General features: G+C 54.5%; 19 protein-coding genes, 1 pseudogene and 1 riboswitch. Of the genes and pseudogenes, 19 read left to right on the top strand and 1 reads right to left on the bottom strand.

The features are described from left to right. Window positions 1-150: 150 nt before the first annotated feature. The 6 genes and pseudogenes from A1355_RS19185 to A1355_RS19165 all read left to right on the top strand — a co-directional run bounded on the left by A1355_RS19185 (window position 151) and on the right by A1355_RS19165 (window position 4254). Complete coding sequence (locus tag A1355_RS19185) at window positions 151-708, top strand: hypothetical protein (protein WP_157197957.1); 558 nt, start codon at window positions 151-153, stop codon at window positions 706-708. A gap of 66 nt (window positions 709-774) precedes the next feature. Further along, window positions 775-939, top strand: coding sequence for a hypothetical protein (locus A1355_RS25355; RefSeq protein WP_157197956.1), 165 nt, complete (start codon window positions 775-777; stop codon window positions 937-939). 108 nt (window positions 940-1047) lie between these two features. Further along, a pseudogene (locus A1355_RS19180) lies at window positions 1048-1589 on the top strand (REP-associated tyrosine transposase). A gap of 78 nt (window positions 1590-1667) precedes the next feature. Further along, window positions 1668-2435, top strand: coding sequence for an ABC-three component system protein (locus A1355_RS19175; protein WP_064030881.1), 768 nt, complete (start codon window positions 1668-1670; stop codon window positions 2433-2435). Next, window positions 2432-2653, top strand: a complete 222-nt coding sequence (locus A1355_RS19170; RefSeq protein ID WP_064030880.1) for an ABC-three component system middle component 7 — start codon at window positions 2432-2434, stop codon at window positions 2651-2653. The genes A1355_RS19175 and A1355_RS19170 overlap by 4 nt, the downstream gene beginning before the upstream one ends. Next, window positions 2647-4254 carry a DUF2326 domain-containing protein gene (locus A1355_RS19165; protein ID WP_064030879.1) on the top strand — a complete coding sequence of 536 codons (1608 nt, stop codon included), beginning with the start codon at window positions 2647-2649 and terminating at the stop codon, window positions 4252-4254. Before A1355_RS19170 ends, A1355_RS19165 begins: the two co-directional genes overlap by 7 nt. 351 nt (window positions 4255-4605) lie before the next feature. Here A1355_RS19165 and A1355_RS19160 read toward each other — a convergent pair whose 3' ends face one another. Next, window positions 4606-11037: a PAS domain S-box protein gene (locus A1355_RS19160; protein ID WP_197471853.1), complete on the bottom strand. Its 6432-nt coding sequence runs from the start codon at window positions 11035-11037 to the stop codon at window positions 4606-4608. A gap of 299 nt (window positions 11038-11336) precedes the next feature. Between A1355_RS19160 and A1355_RS19155 the strand changes: the two genes are divergently transcribed. From A1355_RS19155 to A1355_RS19090, 13 genes are all read left to right on the top strand, one after another. Continuing rightward, on the top strand, window positions 11337-11705 hold the full coding sequence (locus A1355_RS19155) for a hypothetical protein (RefSeq protein ID WP_064030877.1): 369 nt from the start codon (window positions 11337-11339) through the stop codon (window positions 11703-11705). 43 nt (window positions 11706-11748) lie between these two features. Continuing rightward, window positions 11749-13134 carry an MFS transporter gene (locus tag A1355_RS19150; protein ID WP_231883726.1) on the top strand — a complete coding sequence of 462 codons (1386 nt, stop codon included), beginning with the start codon at window positions 11749-11751 and terminating at the stop codon, window positions 13132-13134. Between the two features lie 31 nt (window positions 13135-13165). Then, window positions 13166-13636 carry a single-stranded DNA-binding protein gene (ssb, locus tag A1355_RS19145; RefSeq protein WP_064030875.1) on the top strand — a complete coding sequence of 157 codons (471 nt, stop codon included), beginning with the start codon at window positions 13166-13168 and terminating at the stop codon, window positions 13634-13636. Window positions 13637-13660: 24 nt separating this feature from the next. After that, window positions 13661-14830, top strand: coding sequence for an MlaE family ABC transporter permease (locus A1355_RS19140; RefSeq protein WP_231883725.1), 1170 nt, complete (start codon window positions 13661-13663; stop codon window positions 14828-14830). 2 nt (window positions 14831-14832) lie between these two features. Then, on the top strand, window positions 14833-15624 hold the full coding sequence (locus A1355_RS19135) for an ABC transporter ATP-binding protein (RefSeq protein WP_064030874.1): 792 nt from the start codon (window positions 14833-14835) through the stop codon (window positions 15622-15624). Beyond that, window positions 15621-16613, top strand: coding sequence for an MlaD family protein (locus A1355_RS19130; RefSeq protein WP_064030873.1), 993 nt, complete (start codon window positions 15621-15623; stop codon window positions 16611-16613). The genes A1355_RS19135 and A1355_RS19130 overlap by 4 nt, the downstream gene beginning before the upstream one ends. A gap of 521 nt (window positions 16614-17134) precedes the next feature. Next, a riboswitch (cyclic di-GMP riboswitch) is annotated at window positions 17135-17211 on the top strand. Window positions 17212-17313: 102 nt separating this feature from the next. Beyond that, entirely contained in the window at window positions 17314-18132 is an 819-nt protein-coding gene (locus tag A1355_RS19125) for a PEP-CTERM sorting domain-containing protein (RefSeq protein WP_064030872.1), read from the top strand. Between the two features lie 108 nt (window positions 18133-18240). Beyond that, a complete protein-coding gene (locus A1355_RS19120; protein WP_064030892.1) occupies window positions 18241-19005 on the top strand; it encodes a VPLPA-CTERM sorting domain-containing protein in 765 nt (254 codons plus the stop codon). Further along, window positions 19002-20657, top strand: a complete 1656-nt coding sequence (locus A1355_RS19115; RefSeq protein ID WP_064030871.1) for an exo-alpha-sialidase — start codon at window positions 19002-19004, stop codon at window positions 20655-20657. The genes A1355_RS19120 and A1355_RS19115 overlap by 4 nt, the downstream gene beginning before the upstream one ends. Before the next feature lie 34 nt (window positions 20658-20691). Further along, window positions 20692-21276: a hypothetical protein gene (locus tag A1355_RS19110; protein WP_157197954.1), complete on the top strand. Its 585-nt coding sequence runs from the start codon at window positions 20692-20694 to the stop codon at window positions 21274-21276. A 326-nt stretch (window positions 21277-21602) separates the two neighbouring features. Continuing rightward, window positions 21603-24512, top strand: coding sequence for a YncE family protein (locus tag A1355_RS19105; RefSeq protein WP_197471852.1), 2910 nt, complete (start codon window positions 21603-21605; stop codon window positions 24510-24512). Between the two features lie 113 nt (window positions 24513-24625). Beyond that, window positions 24626-25204 (top strand): PqiC family protein, encoded by a 579-nt coding sequence (locus A1355_RS19100; RefSeq protein WP_064030868.1) that lies wholly within the window; start codon window positions 24626-24628, stop codon window positions 25202-25204. A 689-nt stretch (window positions 25205-25893) separates the two neighbouring features. Then, complete coding sequence (locus A1355_RS19090; protein WP_064030891.1) at window positions 25894-26949, top strand: FAD-dependent oxidoreductase; 1056 nt, start codon at window positions 25894-25896, stop codon at window positions 26947-26949. Window positions 26950-26961: the final 12 nt, after the last annotated feature.

The raw sequence follows: 26961 nt of genomic DNA, 5'->3' as shown, positions 1-26961 counted from the left end.
TCTACCCATCCTACGAGCTGTGGCGAAAGAGTCCGCGGCGTAGACAAGCCCTGTATTCCAACGCAACGCGTGGGAATAAGGAAAAACCGAGTTCGAATATATTGTCGTTATTTTTCATTGATTTTCTTTGACAGTAAAAGATAGGTGAATATGACACGAGGTAGTCAAGACAATTTATTACGGCGCAATGCCCGTTGGTTATTGCGCCTCACGGCCTTTGCGCTTGTCTCAACGGTAAATATAGCATCGGCGCTAGAGGGTGACTCGCTAAAATCTTCCATCTACATTAATCAAAAAGTTGAATTACAGTGTGGAAAGCATACCGTTGCTATCACCTGCGGCAACATTTTTAATTCGGTGGATGTTCGAATGGGGCGGAAGTGCAATTACAACCTGCTTACGTTTACGGGGCCGGATGGTAAAGTAACAGAGCCACCGCCCCCTAAAAGCAAAAAGTTTGATTTCTATGGTAAAACGCCGGTCGGTTTGGGATGTGACAAGGCTAAAAATGGCCTTTATTACGTCGAGGTGGATTACAGCAGTTGCTTAGGAAATGGGAACTCCTGTACTACTAGTCATTTATTCACATCTACTGGCGATAGGCTGACGGCGGACATAAGCGATCGAATGGAGCAATTGCAAAAAGCGAGAAAAAAACTAGGCCTTACTCACATAACACTGCCATTTATTTACATTGAAGGACAATAGTAATGATCACTCACTATAAAGACCCTATAGATCAAACATTAGGACGGTTAGCAGGGAATTCCCGGAATGGCGGTGATGCAAGCCCCGAAGTCATTGCCCTACGCGGGCTGGCATTCCGGTCGCGAAGCGGTCACCGGTTCCAATCCAAATTCGGCCATCGATTCCGATACCATTACGCCGGCAGTGAATGACGGCGTTTGGGAATGGCGAATTGATGCAAATGACCTATAGGAGACAACCGACAGGGGGGTATCCTATGACCGGGGGTGAGCCAATGGCCGACAGTAGGATGGGTAGAGCGAAGCGAAACCCATCAATCGAAGCGCCGATAAACCAGATATGACAGAATATCACCGACATCGCCTCAAAGGCGGTTGTTATTTTTTCACAATCAATTTGGCGGAACGAAATCGGACTTTGCTGACCGACAGGATTGAATTGCTTCGCGAGTCTTTTCATGACGTGAAAGATCAACACCCGTTTAATATCGACGCGATTGTTGTGTTACCGGAACATCTCCATACCATTTGGACTTTGCCGCAAGGTGACGATGATTTTAGTTTTCGCTGGCGGCTGATTAAGACCCACTTTACCAAACGGGTCGAAAAAGGCGAACGAATTTCCAAAAGTCGCGAACGCAAACAGGAGCGCGGTATTTACCCAAAGGGCACAAGTGGCAGAGACGGTTTTGGGAGCATCGAATTAGAAGCGAGGACGACTTCGTCAGGCATGTCAACTATATTCATTACAATCCAGTAAAACACGGCTATGTCCGTTGTGTTGCCGATTGGCGATATTCTTCGTTTCATGATTTCGTCAAACGCGGCATTCTCCCGGAAAATTGGGCGGGCGGCATCTATCCTGAATTGGATTTGGCGTAATCGATGGTGTTTTTGATGGGTTTCGGCTAGTGCCTCTACCCATCCTACGAGCTATTTCTAAAGATATAAGGAAGTTAAATGGCAAAATCAGACTCTAAAAGAAAGAACCCTACTGAAAACATGGAGATTGTTCTGTTTGATGAAGTTAGCGGTATATGCCCTAAATGTACAAAGCCGCTTATGAGAAAAAGCAATGGTCGAATGACGAAGCTTTTTGAAGTTGCTCATATATATCCATATAGCCCGAGACCACATGAAGTCGATCTTCTCAAAAGTGAGGAAAGGCTAAGCGAAGATGTTGATGACGAAGGTAATCTGATCGCCCTTTGCCGAGATTGTCATAAGATTTTTGACAACCCTCGCACTATAGAGGGGTACCTAGAAATGGTGGCGATAAAGAAAGAACTTCAATGTTTATCAAATCTAAAAAAAAGCTGGTTCGATAATTCGATTGATTATGAGATTAATAAGATCATAGCATCATTAGCTTCATATTCAGGTGAGGCTTTAGAAGAACTATCACTAGAAGCGATTACAGTAGATTCAAAATCTGATGAAACATTGGGCAGTTTAATTAAGCTAAAAATCAAGAATAACGTTAAATACTTTTATTCAGATATAAAGTCTAAGTTCTCTGAGCTAGACAAGGCCAAACCATATACATCAGACACGATCTATAGCCAGGTAAAAACCTACTATTTAAAGCTCAAGAAAAATAACCTAAATCAGCCTGAGATATTTTCCGCTTTGACTGATTGGATAAAAAATAGCACTGACTGTAAAAGCACTGAGGTATCAGAAATAATGGTATCTTTCTTTATTCAGAATTGTGAGGTTTACTCATGATTACCCCTAGCAAGACCATATCATTTAAGGATTCTATAGTTTTCAAGATGATGTTTATTCTAGATGAGCGTTTTGAGGAAATATCTTTAGTTGAGCTATACAAAAACACCAAGCGGATGTTTTTAGGGTTGGATGAGTTTATTTATGCCATAGATGCCTTGTATGTACTTGGAAAAATTGATATGGATGTTGAACAGGGGAAAGTCAAAAAATGCTAAAAGAATTAAGGTGTGCGCAATTAATTGAGAAAAAGCTAGAATTCAACTCAGGGCTGAATGTGCTAACAGGGCCGGATGATGGAACCAATTCTATCGGTAAATCATCTGTTTTAATGCTTCTGGACTTTGCATTCGCTGGCGATGATTTTATAAAATTGTGCTCTGACGTGATTGATAATATAGGCATTGTAACAATTGAAATGGATTTTATTTTTGGTGCTGATAAGTATAGTTTTTCTAGAAGCACAAATGACCCGAAGGTGGTGTCGTTTTTGAGTGAAGAGGGCAGTCCTGAAAAATCATTAGATGAATACAGAGATTTCCTTAAAAAAATCTATGGTTTTCCAGAGCACGGAGCTAGCTTCAGGGGGGCTGTTAACCCATTTTTTAGGGTTTGGGGGAAGGATAATTACAACCCAAACAAACCTTTGAATTCGTTCCCTAGTGAGCCCTATTCAAGCGTCAAGCCCAACTTACTTAAACTGTTTTCCTTGTATGATGCTTTAAGAGAGTTGGAGAAGGAGAAAACTGCAACTGAGAAGAAGAAGGAGATTCTTAAAGGTGCTTTTAATGAGGGTTATATAAAATCGTTAACTAAAACGCAGAAAGAAAAAAGCGAAGAAAGGCTAAAAGAACTTGAATCCGAAATCAATGAGATTAAGCTTAGTCTCGAGAATTATTCGATAAACGCAAATCAAATTATCAATGAAGAAAATCTGAAAATTAAGTCAGAAAAAGATAAGCTCGTAAACAGACTTTTCCACTTGAAAAATCGACTTAAAAGAACAGATGATAATCTCACTTATGGTAACACCACTAATAAAAAATACTTTGAAAAACTCAAGGAGTATTTTCCTGATGTTGATGTCGAAAAGTTAGCTAAGGTTGATAAATTTCATTCTGGAATTACCAAAATTCTAAAGACTGAATTGAGGGAAGAGAAAGCTTTATTGGAAGAGCAAATTAAGTCTTTAGAGCTGGAAATAAAATCGATCGAGTTAAAGTTGCTTGAATCTGCCAGAGTCGCAGGAAAGCCTTCTGGTTTGGTAGATAAAATGCTGGAACTATCCTCCGAGGAAAAGGATGTACGTGATCAATTAAGATTTCGTGAAATAAAATCAACAATTGACGATAAAGTTGATGAAATCACAGGTCAAATTGTCGAGAAGTCAACCAAGTCGCTTTCTGCTATTGAGAGCAACTTGAATTCAGCAATGTCAACGTACATAAATAAATTTTATAAAGGAAACCCAGTATCACCTAAAATAAAACTATCTGAAACCAGATATGAATTTAACCACAACGAAGATTCAGGAACAGGAAAAGCATATGCAAATATGATTGCCCTAGATATGAGTTTTCTTGAGAAAACCTACCTTCCAGCTTTGATCCATGACTTGATTGTATTCTCAAATATTGAAGATCATGCAATTGAAGATATTTTTAAGGAATATTCATCAACTAACAAGCAAGTGTTTACTGCAATAGACAAGGTGAACAGATTTAGAGATGCAACACAAAAGTTGATCAAGAGTAACGAATTTTTAGCTCTTGGATCAGAAAAATTAGCATTTGGGAAGTCATGGAAAAATAAAACATAACAAGGCCGTAAGGTGCAGTCGTAGGGCTTCAATAGGCGAAGCCGTATTGCGCCGTATGTTGGTCTTTAATCATTCGGCGCATGACGCTACCGCTAATGCCCTACGCGGGCTTCAACACCGCCAGGCATTCCGGTCGCGAAGCTGTCGCCGGTTCCAATCCAAATTCGGCCATCGATTCCGATGCCTTTACGCCGGCAGTGAATGACGGCGTTTGGGAATGGCGAATTGACGCAAACGACCCTTAGCCGCCTGTTACGTTTCTCCTAACCCGCCAGTCAGCCGAATCCGGATTCCGCGAACTGTAAGTCCGTAAAGCGACCATTCTGAATCTAATAAACCAAGCACAACCGATTAATTAAAATGGTCATTGTGAGTTTTCCAGTCGCGCAATTCTTTCAGCATCTGCTCGATCATCTCGGCTAGCCGCCGAGCCAAACCAAAAGCCTCCTCCTTCTGTTTGCGAGCCATCGTCGTCAATTCAATTGCGACCTGCATGACGGCATTGGCCTGCAGGTTACCGGCTTCGCTCTTGAGCTCGTGGGCCAGAGATTCGATGGCGACATAATTTCCATCCGCCGCCAGGTAGCGCAATTGCGCCGAGGTACTGGTATGGGCGTCGAGAAATAATTGAACGATACGCCCGACCAAATTGGGGTATTTGCTGAAGTTTGTATGTAAAGCCGACCAGTCAATCAAACTCGGCGGATCTTCAATGCCTCGTTCGAGGACTGACTCTGCAGCCTTCGGGCATGTCGAAGCGGAAGTGCCGGTAACCTGTGCCAGGATGGTTTCCACCAGTTGGTCGATAGCGATGGGTTTGGTGATGGTCGCCACCATCCCGGCAGCCAGGCAATTGTCGTGTTCTACCTTCATTGCGTGGGCCGTCTGACCGATTACCGGCAGGTCGGGACGGATAGTCTTGATTTGTCGAGTGGCTTCCAGCCCATCCATGACAGGCATCTGCACGTCCATAAGCACGGCATCGAACGGCCGGGTCGCTTGCGCAACTGCATCCACAGCCGCCTGCCCATGCTCGACTATCAGCAGTTCCGCGCCTTCGTCCAAGAGCATGCCTTCGATGACGACTCGGTTGATTTCGGTATCCTCAGCCACCAGCAGCCGCAAACCGGTCAATCGCCGGGTTCCCGTTATTGCCAGAGGGCTAACGGTCATGGGGAGTTCGGTTTCTGGCAGCGTTAGCCGCAAGGTAAAGGTGCTACCTATCCCAGGCGTACTCTCCACGGTCAACGAGCCGCCCATCAATTCTGCCAGACGGCGACTGATGACCAGGCCGAGGCCGGTTCCGCCGAATTTGCGGGTCGTGCTGCTGTCCGCCTGTTCGAAGGGCTGGAACAAGCGGGCGATCGTTTTCGGCGGAATGCCGATGCCGGTATCGCGAATCGCAAATACCCAGTCACCGCTATCCCGCCAAGCTGAGAGGCTGATTTCACCTTGCTCAGTGAATTTGATGGCGTTGGACAGCAAGTTGAGGAGAATTTGAGAAATGCGTATCGGATCGCCCAGGCAGCGAACGGGCAGATTAATCTTCTCTACCGATAGCTTGAGGCCTTTGCTGGAAGCCGCGGTAGCAAAGGACTGGATAGCTTCTGCCACGACTTCGGCCGGGTCGAAGGGCACGGTTTCGATATCGAGCTTACCGGCCTCGATTTTGGAAAAGTCGAGGATGTCGTTGATGACGGTCAGCAGCAGTTTGCCCGAGTCGAGGATGCGCCCAAACGTCTCCTGCACTTTGGGACGGCCGACATTATCGCGGTAGCCGATCTGGGCCAGGCCCAGCACACCGTTCAACGGCGTCCTGATCTCGTGGCTCATGTTGGCGAGAAATTCGGATTTGGCTAGAGCGGTTTGTTCGGCGGACTCTTTGGCCTGGTTCAGGGCTTCCTGCAAGGCCAGACGTTTACGAATGTCGAAGAAATAACCATATAAGTACTGCCGGCCGTCTCCCTGAAGCAGGTTGATAGAGACCTCCACCGGTATCAGTTCGCCGGTGGCAACGCGATGGCGGGTCTGGATCGTTAAATGCTCCGCGGTTTTGATCTCGCGGAGGACTTCTTGGAGTTTTTCCGGACCGACATCCGGATCCCAATCCGGGACTCGCATCGTCAGAAGTTGCTGTTTGGGGAATCCATAATGTTTACAGGTCGCCTTGTTGGCAAAAATCAGGCGAAAACCATCGTCGGCATCCACCACATAAAACGGATCCGCACTATCCTCCACCATTGAATTGAGCAGTTGCAGATTTTCGTTGGCGCTTTTCAAGGCCTGCTGTTGTTCCCGTAGTGCCAATTCGAGTTGTTTCCGTTGACTAATGTCGCGCCATGCCACCATCAAGGCCTTGCGGCCCGAATAATCGATAGGCGAAACCGTTACCTCGGCCCAGAAGTCTTCGCCGTCAAAGCGGCGGTGTACCCATTCGAACCGGTTATAGTCTTGCTCGAGCGTCTTTTTGATTTTTTCGGGAACCGATTCCTGTGAGGTACGGCCATCAGGCTGTTGCGGCGGTGACACTTGATCCGGTGTCAAGCCGATAATGTCAACTCTTGTAGCTCTCAGCATCTTCTCGGCGGCTTTATTACAGTCCGCGATCTTGCCGCCGTCGAGTTCCATAATGAGATAGGCGTCGGGTGAGTCTGTAAATAAAATGCGCAGTTGGTGCTCGCTTGCCGCCAATTTTGATTCAGCATTCTTGCGAGTGGTGATGTCCATCGCCACGCCTTGCAGACCAATGGCGACCCCGCTCTCGTCTTTTACCAACTCACCGCAGGCAAATACCCAACCTCGACTGCCATCCGAGCGTTGAGTTTGCAGCTCAAGTTCGTACGCTTCGCCGGTCTCGCGGGTTCGTTGTAAGGCCTGGTTCAACCGCTCCCAGCTGTCCGAAGTAAACATACTTGCCTGTCTGGAATAGTCGGGCGCTTCGGCCGACGGCTCCATCTCGAACATCCGGTAAAGTTCCGGCGACCAGGCTACCTTGTCGGTTGCCAGGTCCAGCGTCCAGCTCCCAATCTTACCGATGCGTTGGGCTTCATTCAGTGCTCGGGTACGCAGCTCGACTTGTTCCTCCAAACGTTGATTGAGACTGGCCAGCGCTGCCTCGCTGGTCCGTAGAATGTCTTCAGCTTGCTTTTGGCTCTCGATGTCGGTACTGGAGCCGAACCATTTGATGATTTCCCCGGCATCATTCCTGACAGCCTGTGCGAGGGATTTGAACCAGCGATATTCGCCGTCATGCCGCCGGATGCGGTACTCGATCTCGAACGGTAGGCCTTGAGCTGCAGTCGCCATCCAACCATCGATAGTCCGCTGGCGGTCATCCGGGTGGATCTGATCGAGCCAGCCATAGGTCAGTTGTTCGGCCTGGCTCAGGCCGGTATAGGCTACCCATTGCGGGCTCAAGTAATCGCACGTGCCGTCGGGTGTGCAGGTCCAGACCAGCTGCGGCAGGGACTCAGTCACCTGACGGTAGCGGCTCTCGCTCTCGCGTAGCTCATTTTCCGCCCGCTTACGGTCGGTGATGTCGAGGGCGATGCGGCAGATGTATTCGGCCCGGCCCGCGTCGTCGAGGATCGGGAAGATGTGGGATAAGTAGATGCGCGGCACACCGTCCACCGGTACGCTTTCCTCTATGGAGTGGCGGGCCATGCTGTCCAGAACCAGCTGGTCGTGGGCCTGGAGGACCCGGGCGGTCGCCTCCGGGTATAAGTCGAAGTCAGTCTTGCCGATGATCTGCGCCTCACTCAGATGGTGAATGCGTTGCAGGTTGGGGTTGGCTAGGGCGTAGCGGCCGTCGGGGTGTTTGAGCGATAGGACCGAAGGCGAGTATCTAACGATAGAGTCCAGCCGGTGTTCCCGTTCGCGCAGGGCTGCCTCGGCTTGTTTGAGGTTCTCGATGTCGGTATTGGAACCAAACCATTTAACGATGTCGCCGGCATCGTTTCTGACCGGCTGGGCGACGGTTTTGAACCAGCGATACTGACCGTCATGCCGACGGATACGGAACTCGATCTCGAATGGCAGACCGTGTGCGGCGGTTGCCAGCCAATGGTCCATGGCTAGTTGACGATCATCGGGATGGAGCTGATTTAGCCAGCCGTAGCCCAGTTGTTCGGCCTCGCTCGTGCCGGTATAGGTCAGCCACTGCGGGCTTAGATAATCGCAGGGACCATCCGGCCTGCAGGTCCAGACCAGTTGCGGTAAGGATTCGGTCACCTGACGGTAGCGACCTTCGCTCTCGCGCAGCCGCGCTTCCGATTGGCGTATCTCCTCGTTGGCCTGTCGAACGGAGGTAATGTCGGGCAGCGTGAGAACGACGCCGACAATCCGGCCATCGAGGTTTCTGTAGGGCAGAACCTTGCGCAAATACCAACGCCCCGCGGTACTACGAACTTCCACTTCGGGCGCAATGCCCCCTTGCATGATCAGCAGGCAATCCCGCGCCAGTTCCGGATCGTCGAAGTGGCGGACGATGTCGTCGAGGTGGCGGCCCAAGTCGCCCGGAATCACACGCATCAGTTGCGCGCAGGCGGGCGTGAAACGGCGGATACGCAATGCCTTGTCGAGCAGCAACGTGGGCGTATCGCTGTTATTCAAGAGGTTGCCGAGATCGGCATTAACGGTCTCGAGTTCGGAGACTTTGCCATCCAACAGCGCATTGGTCGTCGACAACTCCTCATTTAGGGATTGCAGCTCTTCCTTGGAACTTTCCAGTTCTTCATTGGCCGACTGCAGTTCCTCGTTCATCGCCATCACTTCTTCGTTGGCGGTCTTGAGTTCTTCGCTGGAATGCCAAGATTGTTCGATGGTGCGGTGCAAATCCTCACGCACCGTATTCAATTCCCGGTCCAACTGCTGGGTAATCCAGGTTTCGCCGGCGCTGCCGGTTTGAACCACGGTACTTTGTTCGGTTCTTTCCTGCGGGCTCAACGCAATCAGCAGGACCTCGTCAGCTTCCGTCTGCTCCAGTGGTGTAACCTCGATTCGTATCAGGGCATCCCCCTCGGAGGGATCGACAGTGACCGCGACCTTGTCGTGTTGCTCTCTGGCTCGACCGATCGCGGAACGCAGTATCGTGACCAAAGACGGGCGTACCAGCTTGAATATCTCGAGGGAAGGCTCACCAGCCGGCATTCCGAGATAAGAGGCGGTGTTCCCGGACGTGAAGAGGATTTCATTGTTACCATTGATCAGCAATTGGACTGTGCCGAACCGGTCCAACAGGCTGCGGTAATATTGGGTATCTCCCCACGGGTTAGCTCCACTCCTGGCTTCCCGCAGTGAAGGGAAGCCGCGGCGCGGAGAGGCGGCGCCGGCAATCGGCAGCTGGGGCGCCTTGCGAGTATCGCTCCCGGATACAAGGTTGCGATAGATACGCCAAGGCTTTGATACTGAGCGGAAATAAGCGGGCTGATGGCCGATGCTTTCCGAACTGCCCAGAAAAAGGTAGCCTTCCGGATTCAGCACGAAATGGAACAGCGCCAAGAGCTTCTTTTGGACCTCGGCATTCAGGTAGATCAGGACGTTGCGGCAAATGACCAAGTCGAGTTTGGAGAACGGCGGGTCGGCAATCAAGTTGTGCGAGGCGAAGACGATGGATTCGCGCACGCCTTTCTTGATCCGATAACCGTCCTTGCTGCTGTCGAAGAATTGCTCTATCCGGTCCGGGCTTAGGCCGCTCAGGCCGTCTTGTGGGAAACTGCCGTTGCGGGCTGCCGCGAGGGCCGTTTCGTCGATGTCGGTTGCAAATATCTGGATCAGCGGCGGCTGTGCATGGGCGGCAAACCACTCAAAGAAAAGTATGGCTATTGAATAGGCTTCTTCGCCAGTGGAACAGCCGGCCACCCATATTCGGACCGGATCATTCGACGTTTTGGCTTGGCAGATGGCGGGAACCACCTCCTCCTCAAGGATGTGGAAGGCTTCCGGATCGCGAAAAAACTCCGTGACACCGATGAGCAGATCTTGGGCCAACCGATCAATTTCCTCGGCTTGCCGGTCTAGCAAAGTGAGATAGGAGGAAACATCTTGGATTCGCACCGAAGCCATGCGCCGGGCAATGCGGCGCCGGATAGTGGCGGGTTTGTAGCCACTCATGTCGTTGCCCCAGCGATCACGGACCTTGCTGAGAATACGGTGAATAATATCCTCTTCCGGCTCTGGTTTGGGATCGGCAACGACCGGCGGAGTACTTGGCTTGCTAGCCCATGCCTGCAATACGGTCGCGATGTCGACTACGGGCATGATCTGGTCGGCTATCCCCGACAGAATGGCACTGGTCGGCATGCCGTTAAAGTCAGCATCCACCGGGTCTTGGACGAGGACAATTCCACCCGCTTGTTTGATCGCCGCCCCCCCTTTGGTACCATCGACACCGGTACCGGATAACACGACGAGCGCCAAATCCATGCTGTTCTGCTCAACAACCGCTTGACAGAATTCGTCGATCGGATGGAATCGTTCATCGGGCGATGCGGGCGAGGTCAAGTGTAGTATGCCATCGCTGAAACTGAGCGACATGCCGGCAGCCGCGACATGAATTCGGCCCGCTTCAAGTTGCATGCCTTCCTTGATCTCTATTGCCGGAAGATGTGTCCAGACGGACAGGAGCGAGGCCAACATGCTCTTGTGATCCGGGCTACGATGCTGAATCAGCACAAAAGCAACCTCGGTCTCCGCGCCGACATCTCGGAATAGTTCTTTGATAGCCCTCAATGACCCCGCTGAACCGCCGATGATAGCGAGTTTTGGTCCTTTAACGGTGCTCACAAAAGACTCCAAATCATACCCACTAAAGTTTCTGGGTTATAGAACGTTGGTTCCAGTATAGGCTAATTGCTTTATGCGCCACTACGACCGAGAGAGGGGGCATCTTGTCGAGTTTAAGGGGAGTCATTAATTCTACTTTGTCAGATTCTCGGTAGTGCTCGTCATTTCGGCGGGGATTGCCGAAATCCAGACCCCACGGACGGATCGAAGCTTGCCATCCATGGCACTGGATACTCGCATCCCGCGGGCATGACGGCGTTGCTTAAATCTGACAAAGTAGAATTAATCGTAACTGGAATATGCATGCCATCGCTGTTGCATTGGAAGGTGGCGACTGGGAAGCGTCTTTAGTCGTCGGCGCCAGTGGTGATTTTGTCATTGGAATTCCTGACCGAATTGGATTGAAACCGGCGGTGGTTTTCAATCGGAATGGGGGGCTGGTTTGGGGTGGCTTTAGTATCGCTCTCACCAACAGCCCGCAACACGCGCCAATGGCTCTTTCTGGGATCAAGGATGACCAATGGACCGCCGAGTCGGCGATGGTCGAATGTGCGGCAATGTCGGCCCATAATCGGATCTTGCTGTTCCGGCCCGGCGGCGGCCGGCTGATCGCGCCGGATTTGGGCGGCGCGCACCGTCCTTGCATTCCTGAGCGCCGCGTAACCTGATACCATAAGCGGCTTTAGGATACCGCGCGAAGAGGAGTTGGGTTTGACACAGGTTCAGGATATTACCAGTCCGATGACGGCCATGGAGAAACGGGCGACCGTCTCGCTGGCCAGTATCTACGCGCTGAGGATGCTGGGTTTGTTCATGCTGCTGCCGGTGCTGTCGTTGTTCACCGAGCAAATGCCCGGTTCGACGCCGAAATTGGTCGGTTTGACGATGGGCATTTACGGTTTGAGCCAGGCGATTCTGCAAATCCCATTCGGTTTGTTGTCCGACCGCTTCAGCCGCAAGACCATCATCGTCATCGGATTGTTGCTGTTCGTGGCCGGCAGTGTGGTGGCCGCGCTGGCGATCGATATTTACGGCGTGTTGATCGGCCGGGCCTTGCAGGGCTGCGGCGCGGTGTCGGCGGCGGTGATGGCCTTGCTGGCCGATTTGACTCAAGAGGTGCACCGCACCAAGGCGATGGCGACGATAGGCGCCAGCATCGGTATTTCGTTCGGCGTGGCGATCACGGCCGGGCCGATCATTGCCGACCATTGGGGCATCGCCGGCATCTTTTGGATGATCGCGCTGTTGGCGGCGCTGGCGATTCTAGTGGTGCTGTTCGTCGTTCCCAACCCGGAAAAAATCACCACTCACCGCGACGCCGAATACATTCCGTCCGAGCTGAGTTCGGTGATTACCAACCCGGATTTGCTGCGCCTGAATTACGGCATCTTTGCGTTGCATTTGATTTTGATGGCCAGTTTCGTGGTCGTGCCCTTGCTAATGCGCGATGCCGGCCTGGAAGGCGGCAAACATTGGCTGGTGTATTTGCCGGTGTTGGTCACGTCGATGGCCGGCATCATTCCGTTTGTCATCATCGCCGAGAAAAAACGCAAAATGAAGGGCGTGTTTCTGGCGGCTATTTCGACGTTATTGGTGGCGAATCTGGGCTTCGTGCTGCTGCACGGCGAGTTGATTGGCTTGATTGCTTGTTTGTGGATCTTTTTCTGCGGATTCAACTTACTGGAAGCTACGTTGCCGTCGCTGATTTCCAAAACCGCGCCCGGCGATTTGAAGGGCACCGCGATGGGGATTTATTCCAGCGCCCAGTTCATCGGCGCCTTTTTAGGCGGCGCGGCCGGCGGCTGGTTGTACGGCGAATTCGGCCCGGCCTCGGTGTTTTTGTTTTCGGCCGCTATCGCCGCCAGTTGGATATTGATCGCCTGGTTTATGGCGCCGCCGCGTTATTGGGCGAATCTGCTGCTGCCACTGAAAAACGTGTCGCCAGAGCAGAGTGGTGAATTTTCCAAACAACTGCTGACTATCGCCGGCGTCGAGGAAGTTCGCCTGCATTTCGAGGAACAAGCCGCCTATCTGAAAGTCGATAGCCAGCGCCTGAACAAGGACGATTTGAACCAATTTTTACAGCAATGGCGTTGAGCCGCTGCTTAGTTTTTTTACGGAGAAAACCATGCTGAATAAAGTCATGCTGATCGGAAATCTCGGGGCCGACCCGGAGGTGCGTTATATGCCGAGCGGCGATGCCATTACCACGATACGATTAGCCACCACCCGCCGCTGGAAGGATCGCAATTCCGGCGACCGCAAGGAAGAGACCGAATGGCATCGGGTCGTGTTCTTCTCCGGCCTGGCAAAAACCGCCGGCGAGTATTTGAAAAAAGGCAGCCAGGTTTATGTCGAGGGCCGGATTCGTACCCAGAAATGGCAGGGGCAGGACGGCCAGGATCGTTACACCACCGAAATCGTCGCCGAATCGATGAACATGCTCGGCAGCCGCAGCGGCGGAACCGCTAATTATTCCGATAACAATACGCCGCCGCCGAGCAGTTACGATCAGCGTCCTTCAGCGCCGTCTTCGTCGTCCGGTCCGCAATCGGCGCCGGCGTCTTACGACGATTTCGACGACGATATCCCGTTTTAATCGGTTAAGGCATCCCTCGTCTCGGTGACAACCGCACCCGCTATTCCGCCGGTCAACGCCGCTGCTTCACGGCCGCCCTCGATCGCCGCGAACGTAACGTCGGCGGGCTTGGAAGTCGCCTTCGTCGGCGATTGGCTGTTGCAGTCCGATTCGGCCGACATCGAGCCGATCTTGGCTCGAGTCAAGGCGTTAGAAGCCGGCCAGCGTTTGTTTTTCGCGACGGCCAAGCTGGGCCGCTGGGACAGCCTGCTGGTGACCGAGTTGATCAAAATCATCGACTGCGCGACCGGAAAACGGTTGGCGGTCGATAAAGCTACGCTGCCGGCACCGTTGCAAGGTTTGTTGGCGCTGGTTTACGCGGTGCCGGAACGCCTGGACGCCCAACGCGTTACCCGGAAAATGCGCTGGAGCGAGGCGCTGAGCGCCGAAACCGCCGCCGCGGTCCGGCATGCCAAGGAGATGCTGATCTTCGTCGGCGACATGACGCTTAGCACCTTGGCCGCCGTGCGTGGTCAGGCGCATTTCCGCCGTCAGGATTTGTGGTTGTATATCCAGGAATGCGGCCCGTCGGCCCTGCCCATCGTCACGTTGATCAGTCTGTTGGTCGGTTTGATTCTGGCCTTCGTCGGCGCGGTGCAGTTGTCGCTGTTCGGCGCGCAAATCTACATTGCCAATCTGGTCAGTCTGGGCATGACCCGCGAAATGGGCGGGCTGATGACCGCGATTATCATGTCCGGCCGCACCGGCGCCGCCTATGCGGCGCAGATCGGCACGATGCACGTCAATAGCGAAATCGACGCATTGAAAACGATGAATCTGGACCCGATGGCGTTTCTGGTGCTACCCAGAATGCTGGCCCTGATTATCATCATGCCTCTGCTATGTCTGTATGCCGATTTGATGGGTATCGTCGGCGGCGGCTTGGTCACCGTGAATTTTTTCGACGTGTCTTTGACCGAATATCTTGACCGCACCGCCAGCGCGGTCAAGATGAAGGACTTTATCATCGGTTTCGTCAAATGCTCGGTGTTCGGAATTTTGATTGCCTTGTCCGGCTGCATGCGCGGCATGCAATGCGGCCGAAGCGCGTCGGCGGTCGGCGATGCCGGAACCTCGGCGGTGGTGACCGCGATCGTGTTTATCGTTGTCGCCGACTCGGTGATGACGATAATCTGTAACCGCCTGGGAATTTAGCGATGGCCGATGCCTGCATCACGATCAAGGATTTGACGATGACCTACGGCGATTTCGTGATTCAGCGCAACCTGAATTTCACGATCAATCGCGGCGACGTGTTTGTCGTGATGGGCGGCAACGGCTGCGGCAAGACCACGCTATTGCGGCACATGATAGGCCTGAAGGCGCCGGCCGCCGGCGACGTATTCTACGGCGATCAAGCCTTGTGGGCCGCCGATCCGGCCGGTCGCCAGCGGATTTTGCAGCGCACCGGCGTGTTGTTTCAGAGCGGCGCCTTGCTCAGTTCGATGACGTTGGCCGAAAACGTGGCACTGCCGATTACCGAGGCGACCAGCCTGCCGGCCCGGAAGGTCAGGGACATCGTGTCGTACAAACTGGCGTTGGTGGGTTTGGCCGGTTTCGAGGATTATTATCCGTCCGAGTTGAGCGGGGGCATGCAAAAACGCGCCGGTTTGGCTAGAGCCATGGCGCTGGACCCGGAAATTTTGTTTTTCGATGAGCCGTCGGCCGGCCTGGACCCGATTACCGCCAAATTGCTCGACGACCTGATCCTCAGTTTGAGTCAGGCCTTGTCGGCGACCGTTGTCGTGGTGACCCACGACTTGGATAGTATTTTCCTGATCGGCAGCAATTCGGTGTTTCTCGATGCCGAAACCCATACGATGATTGCCGGCGGTCCGCCCAAGCAATTGTTGGCGGAATCCAAAGATCCCAATATCGTGCGTTTCCTGACGCGCGGTGATGCCTCGGTCTCCCGGCAAGCCGGTGGCCGTAATCGGAGTAATCTGTGAGCAAGCAAGCCAATCCATTGGCGATCGGTTTGTTTTTGACCGGTGCGCTGACTTTGTTGACGATGGGCGTGATGATTTTCGGCGGCGGCGATTATTTCAAGGACAAAAATCGCTTCGTGATCTTCTTCGACTCGGCCTTGAACGGCTTGAACGTCGGCGCGCCGGTTAAGCTGCAGGGCGTGCAGATCGGCAACGTTAGCGAGATTTCGTTGGTGATGGAAACCGACACCGACCGAATCTACAAACCGGTGGTCATCGAAATCGATCCGGCCTTGCTGCGCAACACCTCGGGCGAAGAGAGTCACGGCCACACCAAGAAACAGCAACAGGAAGCGGCGCAACGGATGATAGAAGCCGGCTTGAAGGCGCGATTGGAAACCCAGAGCTTGCTGACCGGCTTGCTGTATGTCGATTTGAATTTCTACAGCGACAAGCCGATCAATCTGGTCAAACTGGATTATAAAAATTTGCCGGAACTGCCCAGCGTGCCGACTACGGTCGACGAAATCCGCAACACCGCCGACGAAATCATCAACCGGGCCAAGCAATTGCCGGTCGAGGAAACCCTGAAAAATCTGTCCGATACCTTGACCGAAATCCGCAATCTGTTGCAGTCGGATAACACCAGGCAATCGATGACCGCCTTGGCGAAGTCCTTACAGGAAACCCAAAAGTTGATGGCGACGCTGAACCGGCAAACCGAACCCTTGCTGAGCAACGCCAACGGCGCTTTGACGGACACCCGCGCCACGCTGCGGGATTTCAACCGGGAATTGCTGCCGGTGTTGCGCGCCGCCGAACAAAGCCTGGCCGCCGCGACCCAGGTTCTGCAGGAATCGCGGCACGCGCTGAATGCGGTCGAGACGCTGGCCGACGCCGACGCGCCGCTGAACCAGGCCTTGCTGGAAGTGCGCAACGCCTCGCGTTCGCTCAAAGACTTGGCCGAGGGGCTGGAACGCCAGCCGCAAGCCTTGATTTACGGCAAATAACTTTCCCACTCTTTGCGGCACCCTCGTTTCGCCGGTCCCGCTGAAACGATGTTTTCCGGCGTCAGTCCGGTTTTAGGCATCAATTAATCTTAAATTTAATAAATTATGTTATACGCCGCGAAGTGCATTGGGCATTTGCGGTAGGAATATTAATTTTAATTTTGTTTCAATAACTTAGCTTATCTATAGTTGAGATTAATTGAGTGAAATCACTCAGTAAAAAATAGGCGAATGGGTTTGTCCGTTTGCTTTTCATGCGCCCCGTCGACCGCAGTCGACGATGTTCAGATTCTCTGTGTACCCCGGTTTTAGCAGCGATGACTCGGTTCTGGACTCCAATAGCGCCACCGACAGCCGGTCACCGTTTCCCGGTTTTAGCGAGGTATGGCTGGCACACTAACTGCTTGAGTCTGTTCGCCGCACCGGAAATTACTTTCGGAATCAGCATCTGGACAGTGTGCCGGCAAGAGCGGATCAGGAGAGGCCGCGAGAGTCGAGCCGAGTTTAAGGTGCGGTATCGACGGTAAATTTGCCACATCCGCCGCAAGACGGAGCCGGAAAGCCTTGGGTCTTGGTTCAAGACAGCCGGGTTGCCTCTCGAACGAGAGTAAGCGTCGGTTCGAAGCGTTCGAATCGGCTACCGAAAATCTATCTTTCAAGCCTATAGGAATTAAATATGCAATTTCATGGATCAAAAAAAATGACCTTAGGAAAAACCTGGTTTGCCGCGGCGGCGCTTGCGGCGACCAATCTAGCCAACGCCGGTACCTTGAACGGCGGTGTGTTCAATATCGCATTCAACGACCCAAACGACTTATTGGCCGGCTTGAACTTGGGAGAAGGTTCGATTACCTCTTACTATGTCGCCAATTTTTTCGATAAGGCGGTGGCCGACACCTTGACCGCGAACGATATGGTCGCGACTCCGACGAATACCTATCCGGCGCCGAACATATTAAGTTACGACGTGAATCCAAGCAGTTTGGCGGGCACCGGGATACCGACCGGTTATATCGGCGGCAGCGGGCGCAGTAATCAAGCGACGACGTTGACTTGGGCGTCCGATCAAGACCATCTGCTGAACGCCTCCAGCTTGACCGCGAGCGGTCAGGTCGGTTTGGATGGCGTGTATATGACGCGCGGTAGCTTTACCGGCACGCTGCTGTCCGGCGACTACAAATTCTCTTATATCGCCGCGCGAAACAACGGCACCAACACCGGTTGGACCTTAACCAACAACGTCAGTTTTGCTTCCAATACCTTCGACACCCGTAATATCAGTATTACCACCGACGGCGATAGCCTGGCCTTTACCGGCGAGCTCTGGTGGTCGCCCAACACATCGGCCTTTTTATTCGGTGGCGACGGTTCCAATTCCGCCGGCATGGCCGGCACCTTCAGTCTGATTTCGCCGGTTCCCGCCGCCGTTCCATTGCCGGCCGCCGCGTGGTTGTTCGGTAGCGGTCTGTTCGGCGTGCTGGCATCGCGGCGTCGCAAGTCGGCACCGATCGCCGCGTAACCGGTAACCTTGACCCGGCCGAATATCCGGACGACTAAGTCGTTCGGGTATTTTGCGCATCGGCTCTCAACGGAAATGACTTCCTCTGGCAAATTTATGCATATTCAAATGATAGGGTCGCGCGCGCTCGTTGCCGCGGCACTGCTGGCCTCGTTATCGCCGCCTGTTTCCGCCGCCACGGTTTCCGGCGGTACCATGGTGGTGAATCTCGATCGAGACGCGCTCGCCGACGCAATCGCGATTGACGCGACCGCCGCGCCTTCGATGTACTTGGAGGAATTTTTCGACGCCCCGGCCGCGAATAGCCGCACCGCCACGCAAATTCTCGAAGATCATATCGTGCCGGGCGTCGCCGAAATTCCGGCTAAGAACCTGACGTTTTCAGTGAACGGCACGCATGTCGCCAATCTGACCGGGCGCCACGCAAAACCGACCACGATCGAATTCGATCCGGCCAATTTCGCCTCGACCGTTACCGGCGTGATTGGTTTATCCGGCGTGTTTCGGTTCCGGGTCGATACAGGATCAGAATTCAATCGCATTTTATCCGGCGACTACGCGCTGGAATACGACGCCGCCAATATGGATGGCGCATCCGGCCGTTCCGCATGGTCCTTGTACAATCATGTGTCGTTTCGCTCCCAATCCTATAATTTGTTCAATGTCGTGCTGGATATTCACGACGGTTCGCTGGATTTGAGTGGCGAACTGGGTTTGGGCGAAGGCTATGACCATTTGTTCGGCACCCGCGATGCTATCGTCGGAAATTTCAGTTTGCATACTTCGGTGGTACCGGTTCCGGCCTCGATTTGGCTATTTGTTTCAGGTTTAGGCGGTTTGGCGCGCATTGGCATGCGGAGGCGCCAACTATGACGCGCGTTTCCGCGATGGCGTGGTTAAGTAGCGCGGCGTGGATCGCGGCGGCCGGCTCGAATGCGGTCGCGGCGAACGCGCCACACCGATTCGGTGCCTACGCCAGCATACAAATCAACGTCGATTCGGACGGCAATAATATTGTCGGCGACGCGGCCAACGAGCCCGCGCTGGCGATCAATCCACTCGATCCCACCAACCTTGTCGCGGCTTGGCGGCAATTCGACTCGGTGGCGTCGTCGTTTCGTCAAGCCGGTTGGGCCTACTCGGCCGATGGCGGGGCGAGTTGGCATTTTAGCGGCGCTATCACGCCGGGCGAGGGACGCAGCAATCCGACCTTGGATGTCGACGCGTTCGGCCATTTTTATTTCCAAAGTCTGCATTTCGATCCGACCTACACCTTTGTTCAAGACATTCAGGTGATTAAATCGCTGGACGGTGGCCGCGGTTGGGAGGCGCCGGTCCACGCTCATGGCGAAGGCGGCGATAAGGCGCAGCTAGCGGTCGATCGTAGCGGCGGCCCTGGAGACGGGCACGTCTATCTGAACTGGCGCGACTGCCTAGACGGCAAATGTTTTAGCCGTTCGCTGGACCGCGCCGCCAGTTTCGAAGCGCCGATCGAACTGCCGGAGAATCCGACCTTCGGCACGATGCGGGTTGGTGGCGACGGTACCTTATATATGGCCGGGCGTTTGGAATACCCGTACTTCGACGAAGAAAACATGGATCGCAATCTGCACAAGCATATTTTCGTCAAATCGACGAATGCCGGAGATGCGAACCAAAAGCCGACGTTCGAAGTACGCGAGATCGATATGGGCGGCTTGGCGCCGCTGTTTTTGTTCAGACAAAACCCGAATCAATACGGGCCGGTCGGCGACGTGCAAATGGCGGTCAACTCCGCAATCGGCGCCCGGCAAGGCGAATTGTACGTGCTCGCCACCGTCGATCCGTCGGGACCGGACAACTTGGACGTTAACTTTATCCGCAGCAGCGACGGCGGCGAAACCTGGTCGGCACCGATTCGGGTCAACGACGATACGCCAGCGGCGAATCATTGGAACTGGTTCGGAATGATGGGAGTTGCGCCGAACGGCCGTATCGACGCGGTTTGGTACGACACTCGCGACAGCAATAGCTACCGGGTTTCGCAACTCTATTACAGCTACTCGTGGGACGGCGGCTCGACCTGGTCCAAGAATCAAGCCGTCAGCCAGAGTTTCGATACGACGATCGCCTCGCCGCACGGTTCGCTGAAAATCGGCGATGCCACTACTCTGGTTTCCCGTGCCGACGGCGCTAGCGTCGCCTACACCGCAACCTACAACGGCGAACAGGATGTTTATTACCTGAAGGTATTTCCGGACTGCAACGCCAACGGCTTGTCCGACGTCGCCGACGTCGCCGAGCGCCGCGTCGGCGATACCAATACCAATCACATTCCGGACGTTTGCGAGACGATCACGGTGGCGGGTGATCTGGACGGCGACCGCGATGTCGATCAAGCCGACGTCAATTTCGTCATCGCTAAACGCAATCGCCGCGTGGCGACCGGTGATCCGGCGGATGTCGACCGCAACGGCGCCGTCAACGTATTGGATGCTCGCAAATTGGCGTTATCTTGCACTCGGCCGCGTTGCGCGCTCGAGTAAACTTTTTTTCAACTTACTTCAAGGAGACCATTCGATGACACAAGGGTTTAGACAGATTTTAGCCGGAGCGATGTTGTTGTCGGCCGCCGCCGCCGCGAACGCCGCGATCGAACTTTCACTATTGCCAGTCTCGCAAAGCGCGGCCGAACTTAGCGTCGGCGTCGCGATTTCCGGATTGAGCGACGGCGCGGCGCCGGCGTTGGGCGCTTACGATTTCGACGTCTTGTTCGATACGGCACACCTCGCCTATGTATCGGCCGATTTCGGCGATGCGGGGTTAGGCGATCAATTGGATGCGTTCGCTCTAGGAGTCAATCCGCAATCGGCGGCTTTAGCCGAAGCTGGAAAATTGAATGTGTTTGAATTATCGCTCGACGATCCGGCCGACTTGAACGCTTGGCAAGCTGACAATTTCACGTTGGCGGTTTTGCATTTCAACATTCTGCAAACGGGTGATACGACGCTTAGTTTGGCGGTCAACGCGTTGGGCGACGCGGACGGCGACGCCTTAGCCGCTAGTACGACGCCGCTAACGGTCACCGCGGTACCTGTACCGCCGGCCTTCGCGCTGATGGCGGCTGGCCTGGGTTTGTTGGTCAAACCGCGCCGTTCGGCTTAACGAAGGCTCTGGCGCTAAGGTCAATAGCGGTTCCGAGCGCGCGGGTGAGCCCTTGCGCTCGGAAGCCGAGCCGTTTCACAAGCCGCATTGGCCGCGAACGGTTCAAATCGGAGGCTGTCGCGGCCTATTCCCCAGCGGTGATTCGGCGCTCCATGACGGAGCGCCAATTTCATGCAAGCTAACAGGAGGTAAACAAAATGTTTAGACGAATTAACTACGCCCTAGCGTACTGTCTTATTTCGATAAGCGCGTTAGGCTTACCGACCACGGTCTCGGCGGGGAGTAAAAGCAATTTCACGTTGTTCGAAAGCGGACAGGTACGACCGTTGGCATTATCGGCAGACCGAGGCCGGTTGTTTGCCTTGAATACGCCGGACAATCGCCTGGAAATTTTTAAAGTAGGCGATCAGCGACTGATGCCCGTCGGATCGGTACCGGTGGGTTTGGAGCCCGTCGCATTGGCAGTTAGAAACGACAAGGAAGTCTGGGTGGTTAACCATTTGTCGGATAGCATCAGTATCGTCAGTCTGGATGACAACGGCGGCGGTCGTGTCACTCGAACCCTACAGGTGGGCGACGAGCCGCGTGACATTGTATTTGCCAGCGGTAAGGCTTTCGTCACTAGCGCTCACCGCGGACAGAATACCGGCGTCGATCCGCAGTTGTCGGTGCCTGGCGTGGGCCGAGCCGATGTGTGGGTGTTCGATGCCGGACAGCTAGGCGACGCGATGAACGGACCGCCTTTGACGGTGCTGACCTTATTCACCGACACGCCGCGTGCGCTAGCGGTGACGCCCGACGGCAAAACGGTTTACGCCGCCGGCTTTCACACCGGTAACGCCACGATGACGCTGAACGATGCTGTCGTCGAACGCGGCGTCGCGCCGCCATTCAATCGGGTTTATCCCGGACCGGCCACTAATCACGCAGGAGAAGCTCAACCCAAATCGGGCTTGATCGTCAAATACGACGGCAGCCATTGGCTAGACGAATTGGGGCAACAATGGGATGACATGGTGCCGTTCTCGTTGCCCGACCGCGATGTGTTCGCGATCGACGCCGCCGCCAATCCGCCGGCATTGCGGACGGATAAGGTCTACAGCGGTGTCGGTACCGTGTTGTTCAACATGCTGGTCAATCCCGCTAGTGGCAAAGTCTATGTGACCAACACCGAAGCGTTGAACCATAACCGCTTCGAGGGTGCCGGCGGTTACAGTAACGGTCAAACCGTACGCGGACATTTCAGCGAAAATCGCATCACCGTGCTGGGGGGCAATCCCACCGTGGCGCCCCGGCATCTGAACAAGCATATCGATTACAGTCAATGTTGCGAGCCGATTCCGAATCGGGAAAACGCCGACAGCGTGGCGCTACCGCTGGACATGGCAATTACCGGCGACGGTAAGACGCTATACGTAGCCGCGTTCGGAACCAGCGAAATCGCGCGTTACAACACCGAGGAATTGGAAAATGACAGTTTCGTTCCCAGCAGCGCGGCGCAGATTCCGGTCAGCGGCGGCGGGCCCAGCGGACTGGCGCTCGACGAAGCGAGAGGCTTGTTGTACGTGTTGACGCGATTTGATAATTCGATTTCGGTAATAGACGCCGTCAGCGGCCGGGAGGTCAAGCATGTGGCAATGTTCAATCCTGAACCCAAGCATATCGTCGAAGGCCGGCCCTTCCTGTACGATGCGGCGCGTAGTTCCAGCCACGGCGATTCGGCGTGCGCCAGTTGCCATGTATTCGGCGACTTCGATAGCTTGGCCTGGGATCTGGGCGATCCGGATGGCGATCAAGGCGAAAATACCGGCCCGTTCCGTAGTACCCCTGAGGTGGCCGCCCGCGTATTGGGCCATGAATACAATCCGCATTTTCGGCCTATGAAGGGACCGATGTCCACCCAAAGCTTGCGGGGCATGGATAACCACGGTGCCTTGCATTGGCGCGGAGACCGCACCGGCGGTAACGATGCCAATGCCTTGCCGAATTCCGGTCCCAATGTCCAACCCAATGGCGGTTCGTTCGACGAAGACGCGGCGTTTCGAAAATTTAATGTCGCCTTTCCCGGATTGGTTGGGCGAAATGCGATGTTAGGCGACGAACAAATGCAAAAATTCGCCGATTTCGTCATGGAGATTACCTATCCGCCCAATCCGATACGCAATTTGGACGACAGCTTGACCGCTCAGCAGTCGGCGGGTCGAGACTTTTATTTCAAGGCCCTGCCTTCGGATAGCTTCTTTTCCTGTAACGGTTGTCATGTACTCGATCGAGAAGGCAACGCCGAGTATGCCGACGTCAGCAAACCGGGCTTTTTCGGAACGGACGGCCATTACAGTTTCGATCACGTGCTGCAAATCTTCAAAATTCCGCACTTGCGCAATATGTATCAGAAGGTCGGTATGTTTGGGCTGGCGTCGCAATCGACGACCACCGAGTCCAATTACTTTTTACCCAAGGGCAATATCGGCAATATGGGATCGCAGATTCGCGGTTTCGGCTTCGGACCCGACGGCAGCGTCGATACCTTGTTTCGCTTCCTGAGCGCGCAGATATTTTCCAAATCGTTTTTCTCGGCGGAACCCGATCCGAACGACGCTCGAACCCCAATCGAACGTTACTTGGCCGGTATTCCGATCGGAAACCCCGGTGGTTTCGGTTTCGGCGCGGACGGAAATACCGAGCGGCGTAACGTCGAAGCGTTTTTGTTCGCGTTCGACAGTAATTTGTTTCCGGTTGTCGGCCAGCAAGTAACCTTGAGCGCCGCAAGCACCGAAGCGGTTGCCGCGAGAATCGACCTGTTGAAGGCGCAGGCTGATGCCGAGCATTGCGATCTGGTCGCGAAAAATCGCTACAGCGGGTTTTGGTATGTTGGTGGCGGTAAGTTTAGAGCGTCGGCACAAGGGATCGGCGACGTCGGCGATCAGGACTTGCGCGCGTCGGCGGGGTTAACCGGCGGCGAGCTTACCTACACCTGCGTGCCGCCAGGTTCCGGCGAACGCATCGGTATAGACCGCGACAACGACGGCGTTTTGGATAACGACGAATTGCGCGCCGGCGATCTGGACGGTGACGACGATGTCGATAAGGACGACTTAAAGCGGTTGTTGGCCGGGAAAAGTGCCGCGGTCGCGCCCGGCGATCCCAGGGATCTGGATTACGACGGCGGCGTGACGGCGCGGGACGGGCGTAAACTGGTTGCGTTGTGCACGAGGCCGCGTTGCGCATCGAACTGAAGCGGTAGTGTAAAAAGCGAGCGGCGCAAGGCTTAACCGCCGCTCGAATACTATCGGTCGCGAGGTATATACGCGATAATCGGCGTTTAGCCTCGACGTATTCGGTTGCCACGATGAATTTACTCAGCAAGCTTGTTCTAACGGTTTTCGCCGGGTTGGCCCTGTACGGATGCGCGGGCGAGCCCATCAGGTTTTATTTGCTGACTGCCGAGTCGGGCGCCGAGGCGGTCGCGCCGTTGCCGGCCGGGAGCGTTGTTGGTCTGGGGCCGATCCGTTTGCCGGCCTATCTTGATCGGCCGCAATTGGTGGTCGAGGTTGGACCGCATGAATATCAGCTCGAAGAACATCAGCGTTGGGCGGAGCGGTTGGACGACAACATCACCCGCGAGCTGATGCAATCCTTGGCGCATCGGCTGGGCGTGGCGCAGGTATTGCGCTTTCCCTGGCCGCAGCGGCAGAACGTCGATTATCAAGTGAGCGCCGATCTGTTGGCGCTGCATCAGACCGCCGCCGGTGTCAGCCGGATGGCGGTGCAATGGCAATTCAAAAAAGCCGAGCAAGGCTGGCAGGGGCGGCGTTTCGAATGCGAAGAGCAGGCCGGCGGCGACGCGGAAAGCATAGTCGCCGCGCAAAGCCGTTGTTTGAGCCGGTTTGCGGCCGAGATTGCTCATGCCTTGGCGCAAGCGCGGTGAATTTCGACCGGCGAAGAACCGGTCTTGCTTGCCGCGTGGCGGCCATTTCCCAACGATTACCCAAACCAAGGCCGTTTGCCGTGCCCGTTCGTCAGCGAGAAGTTAACAGGCGCGTATCGATCATTCGCTAAAACGCGAGTCGCGGCAAGTACCGTCGGACAGGGTTGACAACCATTCACCGAACCGGCCGGTTTGCAACGATGCCTGGCGCATTGCGCGGATCGCGGAACTTCGCTGGAATGTCTCCTGTTTTGCCGACATCGCCCGAGCGTATCGGCTTTGGCGGGCATGTTCAACGACCGGAGATTCGGCGCCGTCCGTACCTGTTGTCATAAAATCTTAACCAAACCGCTTTAAAAACAGCAAATTCAGGATTAAACCGGCGCTCATCCAAAACGCGGACGTCCAGTGCTACTTTGTCAGATGACTCAACAAGCATCGTCATTCCGGCAGGGATGGCCGGACCCGTGAGAGCGGGGAGCGAGTCCGGACGCCACGGACGGATTTAAGCATACCCTCCATGTCACTGGATACCCGCTTCCCGGCGGGCATGACGGTCTTGAACAAATCTGACAAACTAGAATTAGCCAGTGCAATACCCTTTTTGCTAAAGGGCGGGTTTGCGAACTTTAACCATTTCCGGGCGGGCTAGCGTATTGCCCGGAATATTCAGCGGATTGGAGCATTTTGTGGAGATTGGTATCGTCGGCGGCGGCGTTAACGGTTTGTGTTGCGCTTGGCAACTAGCCAAGCTCGGCCATCGGGTCAGCGTTTACGAGCGCGGCAAATTGATGCGCGCCACCAGTTGCGCCTCGTCTAAGTTGTTGCACGGCGGGCTGCGATATTTGGAAAACGGCGAATTGCGTCTGGTGCGCGAGTCGCTGCGGGAGCGCGATGCCTGGTTGCGGCGCGCGCCGCATTTAACCGAAGCCTTGCGCTTGCGGATGCCGCTCTATCGGCAAGGCCGGCGCGGTCGCTTCACGGTCGGGGCCGGTTTGTTTATTTACGACCGTTTGGCCGGTCGCAGTCTGTTGCCCGGCGCGGTCTGGCTGGACGCCGCGCAAATGTTGGCGGAGGACCCTGGTTTGGATGGCGACGGCCTATTGGGCGGCTACGAGTTTTCGGACGGCCGGATGGACGACTACGCCTTGGGCGTCTGGGTCGCCGAGCAGGCTAGGACTGAGGGTGTCGAGATGTTCGAGGACGTCGAAGTGCTGAGACTGGATACGGCCGGCATCATCGAAACTACCGCCGGCGTCGTTCGTGTCGACCGGGTGTTGAACGTCGCCGGCCCGTGGGCCGGTCGCTTGCTGGAACGCAGCGGCGTCGATTCGCCTTATCGGTTGGACTTGGTCAGAGGCAGCCATCTGTTATTGAATCAAGCTTGCCGGCAAGCTTATTTGCTGGAAGTGCCCGGCGAGCGGCGCATCTTTTTCGTGTTGCCTTGGAAAGGCCAAACCTTGCTCGGCACCACCGAGGTTCGCCAAGGCCTGGACGACGCGATTGCTTGCAGCGATGCCGAACGCGATTATTTGTTGGCGGCTTATAAGCGCTACTTTCCGAATCAAGAGGCGACGATAGCCGGCCGTTTCGCCGGCGTGCGGCCGCTGATTTCCAGTGCCGCCGATCCGTCCCGCGCCACCCGCGAGTACGCGGTGCATCGCACCGGCCAACTCATCAGCGTATTCGGCGGTAAATGGACCACCGCGCTGGCCTTGGCCGAGCAGGTGGCGGCAAGGCTCTAATCGGCGCTCAAA

This window comes from Methylomonas koyamae (genome assembly GCF_001644025.1).
Lineage (GTDB): Bacteria > Pseudomonadota > Gammaproteobacteria > Methylococcales > Methylomonadaceae > Methylomonas > Methylomonas koyamae_A.
The sequence above is the reverse complement of the archived record's forward strand: the minus strand, read 5'-3'. Positions and strand labels throughout refer to the sequence as shown.